At 66.8% G+C, this 13,345-nt stretch carries 13 protein-coding genes; 12 read left to right on the forward strand and 1 reads right to left on the reverse strand.

Annotation, left to right across the window (positions count from 1 at the left end; genetic code table 11):
- The first annotated feature begins 11 nt into the window (after window positions 1-11).
- The 3 genes from MY55_RS04695 to tdh all read left to right on the forward strand — a co-directional run bounded on the left by MY55_RS04695 (window position 12) and on the right by tdh (window position 2,651).
- The gene (locus MY55_RS04695) at window positions 12-233 is read left to right on the forward strand and encodes a hypothetical protein (RefSeq protein ID WP_043578013.1); all 222 of its coding nucleotides are present in this window, start codon (window positions 12-14) and stop codon (window positions 231-233) included.
- A gap of 135 nt (window positions 234-368) precedes the next feature.
- Complete coding sequence (locus MY55_RS04700) at window positions 369-1,574, forward strand: glycine C-acetyltransferase (RefSeq protein WP_043578010.1); 1,206 nt, start codon at window positions 369-371, stop codon at window positions 1,572-1,574.
- A gap of 51 nt (window positions 1,575-1,625) precedes the next feature.
- Window positions 1,626-2,651, forward strand: a complete 1,026-nt coding sequence (gene tdh, locus MY55_RS04705) for an L-threonine 3-dehydrogenase (RefSeq protein ID WP_043578008.1) — start codon at window positions 1,626-1,628, stop codon at window positions 2,649-2,651.
- Between the two features lie 64 nt (window positions 2,652-2,715).
- Here tdh and MY55_RS04710 read toward each other — a convergent pair whose 3' ends face one another.
- Window positions 2,716-4,257 (reverse strand): methyl-accepting chemotaxis protein, encoded by a 1,542-nt coding sequence (locus tag MY55_RS04710; RefSeq protein ID WP_244270651.1) that lies wholly within the window; start codon window positions 4,255-4,257, stop codon window positions 2,716-2,718.
- A gap of 160 nt (window positions 4,258-4,417) precedes the next feature.
- On the opposite strand from MY55_RS04710, the gene hemG reads away from it, so the two are divergent.
- The 9 genes from hemG to MY55_RS04755 all read left to right on the forward strand — a co-directional run bounded on the left by hemG (window position 4,418) and on the right by MY55_RS04755 (window position 13,311).
- On the forward strand, window positions 4,418-5,743 hold the full coding sequence (gene hemG / locus MY55_RS04715; RefSeq protein WP_065202039.1) for a protoporphyrinogen oxidase: 1,326 nt from the start codon (window positions 4,418-4,420) through the stop codon (window positions 5,741-5,743).
- Between the two features lie 42 nt (window positions 5,744-5,785).
- A complete protein-coding gene (gene glyQ / locus MY55_RS04720) occupies window positions 5,786-6,676 on the forward strand; it encodes a glycine--tRNA ligase subunit alpha (protein ID WP_043578002.1) in 891 nt (296 codons plus the stop codon).
- 67 nt (window positions 6,677-6,743) lie between these two features.
- Window positions 6,744-7,172 (forward strand): surface-adhesin E family protein, encoded by a 429-nt coding sequence (locus tag MY55_RS04725; protein WP_043578000.1) that lies wholly within the window; start codon window positions 6,744-6,746, stop codon window positions 7,170-7,172.
- 10 nt (window positions 7,173-7,182) lie between these two features.
- Window positions 7,183-9,243, forward strand: coding sequence for a glycine--tRNA ligase subunit beta (gene glyS, locus MY55_RS04730; protein WP_081284626.1), 2,061 nt, complete (start codon window positions 7,183-7,185; stop codon window positions 9,241-9,243).
- Window positions 9,244-9,353: 110 nt separating this feature from the next.
- On the forward strand, window positions 9,354-9,893 hold the full coding sequence (gene gmhB, locus MY55_RS04735) for a D-glycero-beta-D-manno-heptose 1,7-bisphosphate 7-phosphatase (RefSeq protein ID WP_043577996.1): 540 nt from the start codon (window positions 9,354-9,356) through the stop codon (window positions 9,891-9,893).
- Between the two features lie 16 nt (window positions 9,894-9,909).
- On the forward strand, window positions 9,910-10,686 hold the full coding sequence (locus MY55_RS04740) for a lysophospholipid acyltransferase family protein (RefSeq protein WP_043577993.1): 777 nt from the start codon (window positions 9,910-9,912) through the stop codon (window positions 10,684-10,686).
- Window positions 10,646-11,356, forward strand: coding sequence for a M48 family metallopeptidase (locus MY55_RS04745; protein WP_065202041.1), 711 nt, complete (start codon window positions 10,646-10,648; stop codon window positions 11,354-11,356). The genes MY55_RS04740 and MY55_RS04745 overlap by 41 nt, the downstream gene beginning before the upstream one ends.
- Before the next feature lie 19 nt (window positions 11,357-11,375).
- A complete protein-coding gene (gloA, locus tag MY55_RS04750; protein WP_043577988.1) occupies window positions 11,376-11,765 on the forward strand; it encodes a lactoylglutathione lyase in 390 nt (129 codons plus the stop codon).
- Window positions 11,766-11,901: 136 nt separating this feature from the next.
- On the forward strand, window positions 11,902-13,311 hold the full coding sequence (locus tag MY55_RS04755; RefSeq protein ID WP_043577986.1) for a sodium:proton antiporter: 1,410 nt from the start codon (window positions 11,902-11,904) through the stop codon (window positions 13,309-13,311).
- The last annotated feature ends 34 nt before the right edge of the window (window positions 13,312-13,345 follow it).

Raw genomic sequence — 13,345 nt, forward strand, 5'->3', positions numbered from 1 at the left:
AGGATGGGAAGATGGATGTACTGCATGCCACATGGTTTTGGGTGGCGGTGATCGCCGCGCCGGCCATCGCGCTGATCGGCACGCTGGCCAGGCTGGCGCGCAAGGAGCCGCCGATCAAGCTGCCGTCCGGCGTGGCGCCGCTGCGTTGGGATGACGACGAGGAAGACGCGCCGTCCGGCGAGGCCAAGCCGCCCGTCGCCGGCAACGGTGACAGAGTGCCGCCAAAACACTGAAAACTGTCACTGCTAGCCGCGTGACGGCTGGGCTAGAATGGCGACAGTTTATCTCGCGGCCTGCCTGTCGGGCGGGCCGCCGCGCAGTCCGGCTGCGGGCTAAGGCCCCGCGTCCGGCCAATCACAAGGACTGTTATGAACCACACTTACCTTGCCCACCTGCAAGCCACGCTGGCGCAGATCCGGGCCGACGGCTTCGAAAAACCGGAACGCGTGATCGCCACGCCGCAAAGCGCCGGCATCGCGCTGGCCGGCGGCGAGAAGGTGCTGAACTTCTGCGCCAACAACTACCTGGGCCTGGCCGACGACAAGCGGCTGGTGCTGGCCGCGAAGGCCGGCATGGACGAGTACGGCTACGGCTGCGCGTCGGTGCGCTTCATCTGCGGCACCCAGTCCATCCACAAGCAGCTGGAAAAATCCATTTCCGAATTTCTGGGCACCGACGACACCATTCTTTACTCCAGCTGTTTCGACGCCAACGGCGGCGTGTTCGAAACCCTGCTGAGCGAAGAGGACGCGGTGATCTCGGACGAGCTGAACCACGCCTCCATCATCGACGGCGTGCGTCTGTCCAAGGCCAAGCGCTTCCGCTACAAGAACAACGACATGGCCGATCTGGAAGCGCAGCTGATCGCCGCCGAAGCGGCCGGCGCGCGCTTCAAGCTGATCGTCACCGACGGCGTGTTCTCTATGGACGGCATCATCGCCAACCTCAAAGGCCTGTGCGAAGTGGCCGACCGCCACGGCGCCATCGTGATGGTGGATGACTCCCACGCGGTGGGCTTCATCGGCGAATCCGGCGCCGGCACGCCGGAGCTGTGCGGCGTGGCCGACCGCGTCGACATCTACACCGGCACGCTGGGCAAGGCGCTGGGCGGCGCGTCCGGCGGCTACGTGGCCGCGCGCCAGCCCATCGTCGACCTGCTGCGCCAGCGCTCGCGCCCCTATCTGTTCTCCAACACGCTGGCCCCGGCCATCGCCGCCGCCAGCGTGGAAGTGCTGAGCATCCTGAAGAGCGGCGAAGGCGCCGAACTGCGCGCCAAGGTGCGCCGCAACGCCGAATTGTTCCGCAAGGAAATGGCCGCCGCCGGCTTCACGCTGGTGCCGGGCGAACACCCTATCGTGCCGGTGATGCTGGGCGACGCCCGCCTGGCTGGCGAGATGGCCGCCAGGCTGCTGAAGGAGGGCGTTTACGTGATCGGCTTCTCCTACCCGGTGGTGCCCAAGGGCAAGGCGCGCATCCGCACCCAGATGTCCGCGGCGCACAGCGAAGAGCAGGTGCTGCGCGCGGTGGCCGCCTTCATCAAGGTGGGCCGCGAGCTGGGCGTCATCCCCGATTAATGCGTCAAGCGCCGCGCCGCGTCAGGCGCGGCGGGCAAGGATAAGAGAATCATGAAGGCGTTAGCCAAACTGAAGGCCGCTCCCGGCCTGGAAATGACCGATGTGCCGATGCCGGAAGTCGGCCACAACGATCTGTTGATCAAGATCGTCAAAACCGCGATCTGCGGCACCGACATCCACATCTGGAACTGGGACGAATGGTCGCAGAAGACCATCCCGGTGCCGATGCACGTCGGCCACGAGTACGTCGGCGTCGTCGCCGGCATGGGTTCGGAAGTGCAGGGCTTCAAGATCGGCCAGCGCGTGTCCGGCGAAGGCCACATCACTTGCGGTTACTGCCGCAACTGCCGCGCCGGCCGCCGCCACCTGTGCCGCAACACCACCGGCGTGGGCGTGAACCGCGAAGGCGCGTTCGCCGAATACCTGGTGATCCCGGCCTTCAACGCCTTCCCGATCCCGGATGACATCTCCGACGATCTGGCCTCCATCTTCGACCCCTTCGGCAACGCCGTGCACACCGCGCTGAGCTTCAACCTGGTGGGCGAGGACGTGCTGATCACCGGCGCCGGCCCGATCGGCATCATGGCGGTGGCCATCGCCAAACACGTCGGCGCGCGCCATGTCGTCATCACCGACGTCAACGACTACCGGCTGGAACTGGCGCAGAAGATGGGCGCCACCCGCGCCGTCAACGTCGCCAAGCAGGACCTGAAGGAAGTGATGCAGGAACTGGGTATGACCGAAGGCTTCGATGTCGGCCTGGAAATGTCAGGCAACCCGCAAGCCTTCCGCCAGATGCTGGAAACCATGAACCACGGCGGCAAGGTGGCCTTGCTCGGCATCCCGCCGTCCAACACCGCCATCGACTGGAACCAGGTGATTTTCAAGGGCCTGGAAATCAAGGGCATCTACGGCCGCGAAATGTTCGAGACCTGGTACAAGATGGTGGCCCTGATCCAGTCCGGCCTCGACATCAGCCCCATCATCACCCACCACTACAAGGTGGACGATTTCGAAGCCGGCTTCGCCTCCATGCTGTCCGGCCAAAGCGGCAAGGTGATCCTGGACTGGAGCTGATCCGGCTCCCCGCTTCGCCAGGCAAACGGCTCCCTTGCGGGAGCCGTTTTTGTTGGCGGCGGGGTCAGTCATGCGGCGGCGCGTCGGCGGCGCGGCGGGTCTTGAAGAAGGCCATCATCTGCTTCAGGCGCAGCGCCTGGCTGTTGAGCTGATCGGCGGTGGACGACAGCTCTTCCGAGGTGGAGGCGCTCAGCTGCGTGGTCATCGACAGTTGGCACACCGCGGTGTTGATCTGCATCAGCCCCTCGCTTTGCTCTTTCGACGCCATGGTGATTTCCTGCACCAGGTCGGCGGTCTTGCGGATGGAGGGCAGCATCTGCCCCAGCAGTCCGCCGGCCTGTTCGGCCAGTGCCACGCTGTCCACCGCCAGCTTGCCGATGTCGCGCGCGGCGGTGCGGCAGTGCTCGGCCAGTTTTCTCACCTCGGCCGCCACCACGGTGAAGCCCTTGCCCTGCTTGCCGGCGTGGGCGGCTTCGATGGCGGCGTTCAGCGCCAACAGATTGGTCTGGTAGGCGATGTCGTCGATGATGTCGATCTGCCGGGCGATCTCCCGTATCGCCGACACGGTCTGGCCCACCGCCTGGCTGCCCTGGTCGGCGTCCTCGGCGGCTTTGCCCGCCATCTCGTTGGTGATGCCGGCGTTGTCGGAGTTTTGCGCCACGGTGGCGGCGATCTCCTCCACCGACGCGCTGGTTTCCTCCAGGCTGGCGGCCTGCTGCGACGCGCTCTGGCTAAGCGCCTGGGCCGAGGCCGAGACTTCTTCCGAGGTCAGGTTCAGCGATTCGGCGTTGCTCCCCAGCTCCTCGATCACGCCGGTCAGCTGGCGCACCATCTGCGCCATCGCCGCCAGCACGCTGATGTCGTCGCCGGGGCGCGGCGCGACCCGCACCGTCAGGTCGCCGGCAGCCACCCGCTTGGCGATGGCGGCCACCTCGGCCGGCTCGCCGCCCACCTGGCGGAACAGGCTGCGGCCGATATAGATGATGGCGGCGGCCAGCGCCGCCAGGCTCAGCAGCGCGGCGGCGATGAACCAGCCGCGCTCGTCGCGGTAATGGCTGCGCGATTCGGCGATCTGGTCCCGCAGCAGTCGCTCGAAGCCATCCTGGATGGCGGCGCTGGCGTTAAGCAGCTGCTCGGTCATGTCGCGGTCCTGCCCCTGCACCAGCCGGTCCACGGTTTGGCCGGACAGGCGGTCGCTCTGCCGGAAGGACGCCAGCGCGGCGCGGTAGCGGCTATCCAGCTGGCTGTGCTGCTGCAGGATGGCGTTGAGGGCTGAGCGGTCCTGGCCGCTGTCTTTTTGCAGCTGGGCCGCCTGTTCCAGCGTCTGGTCCACCGTTCGGCCTTCGGCCTGGAAGGCGTTGAAGTGGCGCTGGTAGTCGGCCGGCGCGTTGCCGCGCAGCAGGATGTCCTTCCATTCCTGCACCTGGATCTTGAAATGCAAATTGGCCAATTGCACGCTGCGGTTGATCCGGCTTTGCTGGGCGACATGGTTCAATTGCCGCTCCATGTCGCGGTTCATCGCGGAAAGCTGATAGATGCCGGCGACGACCAGCAGCAACAGGGTAGACAGGTTGATCACGCCCAGCGCGACGAGCCGGGTTTTCATGCGGATTTCATGCGCCATCTGCGGATCTCGTTTGCAGTCGGATTATCTTTGTATTTTGTATAGTCCGCTTTGCCCGCGGCGGCCGGCGCTTGACCGCCATCAGGGGCGGCGCGGGCGGCGCGTCGGATAATCTGGGCCGAGCTATGCAAGGGGAGAGACGATGATCGCGGTGATAGGCGCCGGCGTGTCCGGTTTGTCATGCGCCTGGTGGCTGCGGGCGCGTGGCGCGCCGGTACGGGTGTACGAGGCAGCGGGCCGGGTGGGCGGCAAGGTCTGGACCCGGACCGAGGGTGCTTTGTGCGAGGCCGGGCCCAATACGCTGCTGGCGGACGAGGCGCTGCTGCGCTGGTTTGAGGAGCTAGGCCTGTCGCCGGTATGGCCGGCCGGCGGCGGCAGGCCGCGCCATGTGCTGAAGGATGGGCGCTACCACCCGTTGCCGCAGAGCGTCTCGCAATGGCTGGCGGGCGGTTTTCCCGGTTGGTCCGCCAAACTGGGGGTGGCGGCGGGGCTGCTGAAATCCGGCGATCCGCGGGCAGGGGAGGAAAGCCTGGCGGCGTTTTGCCGCCGCCAGTTCGGCCGCGCGGCGCTGGATAACTTGCTGGACCCGCTGGCGGGCGGCGTCTTCGCCGGCGATCCGGATGAGCTGCTGCTGGCGGAAACCCTGCCAGAGCTGGCGGTGGCGGCCCAATCGCCGGGGCCGCTGTGGCGCGCTTTGCTGCGGCTGCGCGGCCAGCGTGCGGCGCGGCGGGTCTGCACGCTGGCCGGCGGCCTGGAAAGCTTGCCGCGTCGTCTGGCGCGCGATCTGGACATCCGGCTGAACGCGCCGGCGACGGCGCTGGCGCGCGACGGCTCGGGCTGGCGGCTGCGCGCCGGGGCGGATTGGGAGCGCTTCGATCAAGTGGTGCTGGCGCTGCCGGCCGGCGCCGCCGCCGATTTGCTGGAAGGGTCGGAACCGGCGGCGGCGACGCTGTGCCGGCAGGTGCGCTACGCGCCGCTGGCGGTGGCGTTCACGCTGGCGCGCGCCGAGGCGCTGACGCGGCCGCTGCCGGGCTTCGGCGGCCTGCATCCGCACAGCGAGGGGGCGTTGGCGCTAGGGCATTTGATGTCCAGCAATCTCTACCCGCATGTCTGCCGTCCCGGCGAGCGGCTGCTGACCAGCTTCATCGGCGGCCGGCGCCAGGCCGCGCTGCTGGAACTGGACGACGATGCGCTGCTGGCGCGGCTGAATTGGGAACTGGAGCGGCTGTTCGGACTAAAGGGGGCACCGACGCTGCAGCGCGTCGCGCGCTGGCCGCAGGCCTTGCCGCAGGGCACGGCGATACAGCGCGCGCTGCGCGCGGCGACGGCGCCGTGGGCCGAGCGGGGCTTGCATCTGTGCGCCAACTGGCTGGACGGCGCGTCGCTGCCGGATTGCCTGGACAAGGGGCGGCGGCTGGCGGCCCGCATCGCCGGCGCGGACGGCACGGCTTTGCTCCGGCGGCGCTAGGCGGTAGAATCGTCGTTTACTTCTTCTTCTACCGCCACGTTTATGCTTACCTTCCAGGAAATCATCCTCACGCTCCAGCACTACTGGAACCGCCAAGGCTGCGCGCTCTTGCAGCCGTACGATACCGAAGTGGGCGCGGGCACCTCGCATACCGCCACCTTCCTGCGCGCGCTGGGCCCGGAGCCTTGGAACGCCGCTTACGTGCAGCCCAGCCGCCGCCCCAAGGACGGCCGCTACGGCGAAAACCCGAACCGGCTGTTCCAGCATCACCAGTTCCAGGTGGTGTTGAAGCCGGCGCCGGCGAATATCCAGGAACTGTACCTGGGCTCGCTGAAGGAGTTGGGCCTGGACCCCACCCAGCAGGACATCCGCTTCGTCGAGGACGACTGGGAAAACCCGACGCTGGGCGCCTGGGGCCTGGGCTGGGAAGTGTGGCTGAACGGCATGGAAGTGACGCAGTTCACCTACTTCCAGCAAGTGGGCGGCCTGGATTGCAAGCCGGTGCTGGGCGAGATCACTTACGGCCTGGAACGCCTGGCGATGTACTTGCAGGGGGTGGAAAACGTCTACGACCTGATCTGGACCCATCTGCCGGACGGCCAGCCTGTCACCTACGGCAACGTGTTCTACCAGAACGAAGTGGAGCAGTCCCGCTACGCCTTCGAGCACAGCAATGTCGAACTGCTGTTCCGCCAGTTCAGCGATTACGAAGCCGAGGCCAAGGCGCTGCTGGAAGCCAGCTTGCCGCTGCCGGCCTATGAAATGATCCTGAAGGCGGGCCACACCTTCAACCTGCTGGATGCCCGCGGCTCCATCTCGGTGACCGAGCGCGCCACCTACATCGGCCGCATCCGCACGCTGTCGCGCGGCGTGGCGCAAGCCTATTACGACGCCCGCGAGGCGCTGGGCTTCCCGATGTGCCGCAAGGACTGACGAGGTTTTGCCGGCATTGCCTATGCTGGTAAGGCCGGCGCGGGCCGGGTTTGCCGGGGAGTGGATGATGAAAGCCTGTATTGCGATATTGCTGTGCTGCAGCCTGCCGGCCTGGGCCGAGCAGCCTGCCGACTGGGTGGTGTACCAGGACGGCAAGTCGCTGCAGCTGGCGATAGACGGCAACTCCCTGTGGCTGGGCAAGGATGGCCTGGTGCATTTCATCCACCAGGAACGCTTTGCCAGGCAACGCTACGAAAAATCGTACCGGCTGCACTTTTACATCCGCCGCACCACCGGCTACGCCGATTGCAAGCAGTACCAATACGTGTTTGTCGGGTCGGAATATTTCGATCAGAACAACAAGCACCTGTTTTCCACGATGTTCCCGGTGCCGCGCTACGCCTGGAAGTGGCAGCCGGTGAACGAGGATTCGGTCGCCCACGCCATGATGAAGGTGATTTGCGAGGCGGCCGGCGCCGCTTCCCAAAATAATTGAAACGATGACAATGAACGCAACCCTGCTGATAGAACTCCTGACCGAGGAGCTGCCGCCCAAGGCCCTGCCGCGCCTGGCCGCCAGCTTCGCCCAGACCATCACCGAAGAGCTGAAAAAGCTGCAGTTCATCGCCGCCGACGCCGAAGCGGTGGCCTACGCGTCGCCGCGCCGCCTGGCGGTGCAGCTGCCGCAAGTGCTGGCCATGCAGCCCGAGCAGCGCGTCACCCGCCAGGGGCCGGCGGTGGCCGCCGGCATGAAGGACGGTCAGCCGACTCCGGCGCTGGCCGGCTTCGCCCGCTCCTGCGGCGTGGAAGTGTCCGAGCTGGCCGTGGTCAGCAACGGCAAGCAGGATGTCTACGCTTATTCCAGCACCAAGGCCGGCGAGGCGCTGTCCGCGCTGCTGTCCGACGTGGTGGCGCTGGCGTTGAAAAAGCTGCCGGCCCCCAAGCTGATGCGCTGGGGCAATCTGGACGTGCAGTTCGTGCGCCCGGTGCACGGCCTGGTGATGCTGCACGGCGACGCCGTGGTCGATGGCGAAGTGCTGGGCCTGAAGAGCGGCCGCGTTACCCGCGGCCATCGTTTCCTGTCGCAGGGCGAGGTCAGCATCGCCGACGCCGATGGCTACGCCCGCGCCATGCATGAAGAAGGCAAGGTGATCGCCAGCTTCGCCGCCCGCCGCGAATTGATCGGCCACAAGCTGGCCGAGGCCGCCGCCAAACTGGGCGCCACCATCGCCGCGCCGGATGCGCTGTTCGACGAAGTGACCGGCCTGGTGGAATGGCCGGTGGTGATGGAAGCCGGCTTCGAGGCCGAATTCCTGCAAGTGCCGCAGGAATGCCTGATCCTCACCATGCAGCAGAACCAGAAATACTTCCCGCTGCTGGACCAGAACGGCAAGCTGATGAACCGCTTCTTGCTGGTGTCCAACATCGCGCCGCAGGATCCGTCCTTCGTCATCGGCGGCAACGAGCGCGTGCTGCGCGCCCGCCTGTCCGACGCCAAGTTCTTCTTCGAGCAAGACCAGAAGGTCCGCCTGGACAGCCGCCTGCCGCGCCTGGCCAATGTGGTGTACCACAACAAGATAGGCTCGCAACTGGAGCGCGTGGAGCGCCTGCAGAGCATCGCCGGCGCCATCGCCCATGAACTGGGGGCCGACGCCGCGCTGGCCGCCCGCGCCGCTTACCTGGCCAAGGCCGACCTGGTGTCCGACATGGTGGGCGAATTCCCCGAGCTGCAGGGCATCATGGGCATGTACTACGCCCGCCATGACGGCGAGCACGCGGAAGTGGCCGCCGCCATCGAAGGCCACTACCACCCGCGCTTCGCCGGCGACACGCTGCCGGAAGGCAAGATCGCCACCGCGGTGGCGCTGGCCGACAAGCTGGAAACCATCATCGGCATCTGGGGCATAGGCCTGATCCCGACCGGCGACAAGGACCCGTTCGCGCTGCGCCGCGCCGCGCTGGGCGTGGTGCGGATGGCGCTGGAGGCAGACCTGGACCTGAAGCGCCTGCTGGATATCGTGGCCAACGCCTTCCCGACCGGCAAGCTGTCCGCCGGCGTGGCCGACGAAGTGTTCGGCTTCATGATGGACCGCCTGAAGAACTTCCTGGCCGCCGACTGCAAGGCCGACGAGATCGACGCTGTGCTGGCGTTGTCGCCCAGCCGCCTGTCCGAGGTGCGCGCGGTGCTGGCCGCCGTGGCCCAGTTCAAGGCGCTGCCGGAGGCCGCCGCGCTGGCCGCCGCCAACAAGCGGGTGAAGAACATCCTGAAGAAGGCCGAGGGCGACATCGCCGCGGTGAACCCGGCGCTGTTCGCCGAAGACGCCGAGCGCGCGCTGTTCGACGCGGTGGAGACCCTGGCGCCGGCGGTGGACGCCAAGTTCGCCGCCCACGACTTCGCCGCCGCGCTGGCGCAGCTGTCCAGCCTGAAGGCGCCGGTCGACGCCTTCTTCGACGGCGTGATGGTGATGGCGGAGGACGCCGCGGTGCGCGCCAACCGCATCGCGCTGCTGGCGCGCCTGGCCGCGCTGTTCAACCGCGTGGCGGACATCTCGCTGCTGGCGGAGTAAGGGCAGGGCGGAAGCCCGGCCTGGCCGGGCTTCCGCCAAACTTTCAGCTTGCGATAGCCTGAATGGCGGAAGGCCCCGGCGGGGCTTCCGCCCTACTCATTGGGGGACGCGTGAAACTAGTCATTCTCGACCGCGACGGCGTGATCAACGAAGACCGCGACGATTTCGTGAAGAACAGCGTGGAATGGGTGCCGATCGAGCACAGCCTGGAAGCCATCGCCAACCTGACCCAGTCGGGCTGGCGCGTGGTGGTGGCCACCAACCAGTCCGGCATCGCCCGCGGCCTGTTCGACGTGCACGCGCTCAACGCGATGCACGAGAAGATGCACCGGCTGGTGAACCAGGCCGGCGGCCGCATCGACGCGGTGGTGTTCTGTCCGCACGGGCCGGACCACGGCTGCGAATGCCGCAAGCCGCTGCCGGGCATGGTGCTGGAGATCGCCGAGCGCTTCAATGTCAAGCTGGAAGGCTTGCCGCTGGTGGGCGACAGCCTGCGCGACCTGGAGGCCGTCGCAGCGGTGGGCGGCCAGCCCATCCTGGTGAAGACCGGCAAGGGCGCCAAGACGATGGCGTCCGGCAAGCTGCCGGAAAGCACCCTGGTGTTCAACGACCTGTACGATGCCGCCGAGCATCTGATCAACCATCACTGAGGTAGACACTGCAAGCATGATCAGTCTATGGATACGCAATCTGCTGTACTGGCTGGTGCTGTGCGTCATCACGCCGCTGTTTTTCTGCCTGCTGCTATTGGCGGCGCCGCTGCCGCGCCGCGGCCGCCATGTGTTCGGCGTCAGCTGGGCGTTGACCCTGCTGTGGATGCTTGAGCACGTCATCGGCCTGAAGTACACGGTGGTCGGCCGCGAAAACATCCCGGACGAGCCGTCGGTGATCTGCTCCAAGCACCAGTCCGGCTGGGAGACGCTGGCGCTGCAGAAGATCTTTCCGTGGCAGGTGTACGTGGCCAAACGCGAGCTGGCCTGGATTCCGCTCTTCGGCTGGGGGCTGGTGCTGATGAATCCCATCATGATCAACCGCTCCGACCGTTCCCGCTCCAACCAGCGCTTGCTGGAGCAGGGGCTGGAGCGCAAGCGCCACAAGTTCTGGATCACGGTGTTCCCCGAGGGCACCCGCACCAAGCCGGGCGTGCCGGGCAAATACAAGCTGGGCGCGGCGCGGATGGCCAAGCAGTTCGACATGCCGCTGGTGCCGGTGGCCCACAATGCCGGCGAATTCTGGCCGCGCAACGCCTTCCTCAAGTATCCGGGCGAAGTCACCGTGGTGATCGGCCCGGCGGTGCGTCCGGCCGATGACGCCGGTCCGGAGGCGATGATGGCCGAGGCGGAAGCCTGGATAGAATCGCAGCAGCGCCTGATCGGCGGCGTCGGCCCCTTCGCCCATCCCGATGAAAAACGCCAGCGTCTGGCACCGCCTGCCTCTGCCTGACGGCGAGGTGCCGGTGCTGCTCACCCGCCGCGCGCGCAAGAGCATAGGCATCAAGGTGCACGGCGGCGTGGTGGAGCTGATCGCCGCGCCCGGCGTCAGCCAGCAGCGGCTGCACCAGGTGCTGGAGCTGCGCCGCGACTGGATAGTCGGCCACGTGCTGCGCCAGCGCAGCCAGCTGGCTGCCGGCGCCGAGCTCACTCACCTGACTCTGCTGGGCCAGCCGCTGCCGCTGCAACTGGCCGGCGGCCTGCGCAAAACGGCGCGCCGCAGCGGCGACGCGCTGCTGGTGGGCGGGGTGGCCGCCGGCGACCGCGACGGCCTGAAGGCGGTGGTGGCCAAATTCCTGAAACGCGAGGCGGCTACGCTGTTTCCCGGCCGCCTGGCCTTGCTGGCGGCGCGCTGTTCGCGCCAGCCGTCCAGCCTGCAGCTGTCGTCCGCCCGCACCCGCTGGGGCAGCTGCAGCGCCGATGGGCGGATCCGGCTGAACTGGCGCCTGATGCAGGCGCCGCTGGCGGTGGTGGACTATGTGATCGCCCATGAGTTGGCCCACTTGCTGCACATGAACCATTCCCCGGCGTTCTGGGCCGAGACCGAGCGTCTGTGCCCCGGCTGGCGCGATGCACGCCGCTGGCTGCGCCAATATGGCGGCGCCTTGTTTGCTTTTGATTGAATCATTTAGGAGATTGATTATGCGAATGCTCCATACCATGCTGCGCGTGGGGAACCTTGAGCGCTCTTTGTCGTTCTATCAGGAAGTGCTGGGCATGAAACTGCTGCGCCGTTCCGATTTTCCGGAAGGGCGCTTCACGCTGGCCTTCGTCGGCTACGGCGACGAGGCCGACCATACCGTGCTGGAACTGACGCACAACTGGGACACCGCATCCTACGAGCTGGGCAATGCCTACGGCCATATCGCCATCGAAGTGGACGACGCCTACGCCGCCTGTGACATGGCGCGCGCCAAGGGCGGCAAGGTGACGCGCGAAGCCGGCCCGATGAAGCACGGCAGCACCGTGATCGCCTTCATCGAGGACCCGGACGGCTACAAGATCGAGTTCATCCAGAAGGGCAGCCGCTAAGCCCAGGCGCCGTCCGCGGCGCATCCGGCCAGGCGGGCACCCGGAGTCTGCCTGCGCCGCTCACTACAACCGGGAACGTTCTGGCAGCATCTCGCTGCATTTTTTGCTCTTGGGCGCATGCCCGCAGGAAGGACTGATGAATCATAAATTACTTGGCATGGCGGCCTTGTCCATGACGCCCGCGCTCGCGCAGGCCGCCGATATGGACGGGGCCGCGATGGGCTTGGCCTGGGGCGTGCCGTTTGCCGGCATCCTGTTGTCGATCGCCCTGTTTCCGATGCTGGCGCCCGGCATCTGGCATCATCATTTCGGCAAGATCACCGCCGCCTGGACCGCGCTGTTCCTGGCGCCGTTCGCCGTGTCCTTCGGCCTGGGGCACGCCGCCACGCTGGTGCTGCACGCGCTGCTAACCGAATACATTCCCTTCATCGTGCTGCTGTTCGCGCTGTACACCGTGTCCGGCGGCATCCTGGTGTGGGGATCGCTGCACGGCTCGCCGCGGCTGAACACCGCGCTGCTGGCGATAGGCACCTGTCTGGCCTCCATCATGGGCACCACCGGCGCGGCGATGCTGCTGATCCGCCCCTTGCTCAAGGCCAACGAGGGCCGCAAGCGCAATGTGCACGTGGTGGTGTTCTTCATTTTCCTGGTGGCCAATGTCGGCGGCGGCCTGACTCCGCTGGGCGACCCGCCGCTGTTCCTCGGCTTTCTCAAGGGCGTGACCTTCGGCTGGACCTTCCAGCACATGCTGGCGCCGGTGGCGACCCTGGCCGCGCTGTTGCTGGCGATATTCTATTTCCTCGACCGCCATCTGTACGCCAAGGAAGCGCAGGAGGGCACGCTCAAGCCGGTGGACGCCAGCCACGACAAGCCGCTGAAGCTGTACGGCAAGCGCAATTTCTGGCTGCTGGCCGGCGTGGTGGGCGCGGTGCTGATGTCCGGCCTGTGGCAGCCCGGCATCGTCTTCGAGCTGCCCGGCGCCCACCTGGAGCTGCAGAATCTGCTGCGCGACGCCGCCTTGCTGCTGCTGGCGCTGGCCTCGCTGTGGATCACGCCCAAGCAGGTGCGGGCCGGCAACGAGTTCAACTGGCTGCCCATCCTGGAAGTGGGCAAGCTGTTCGCCGGCATCTTCATCACCATCGTGCCGGTGATCGCCATCCTGCGCGCCGGCGCGCACGGCGACCTGGCCGGCCTGGTGCAGATGGTGTCGGCGCCGGACGGCAAGCCGCTGGACGGCATGTACTTCTGGATGACCGGCATCCTGTCCAGCTTCCTGGACAACGCGCCGACCTACCTGGTGTTCTTCAACCTGGCCTCCGGCGACGCCGCCACGCTGATGGGGCCGTTGGGCAGCACGCTGCTGGCCATTTCGATGGGCGCGGTGTTCATGGGCGCCAACACCTATATCGGCAACGCGCCCAACTTCATGGTGAAGGCCATCGCCGAGCACCGCCATGTCAAGATGCCGGGCTTCTTCGGCTACATGCTGTGGTCGGGCGCCATCCTGATGCCTTGCTTCGTGCTGATGACCTGGCTGTTCTTCTGAGCGCGGTTCTTGGCGCAAAAAAAGCCCGCGGCGC

It is taken from the genome of Chromobacterium subtsugae (assembly GCF_001676875.1).
Taxonomy (GTDB): domain Bacteria; phylum Pseudomonadota; class Gammaproteobacteria; order Burkholderiales; family Chromobacteriaceae; genus Chromobacterium; species Chromobacterium subtsugae.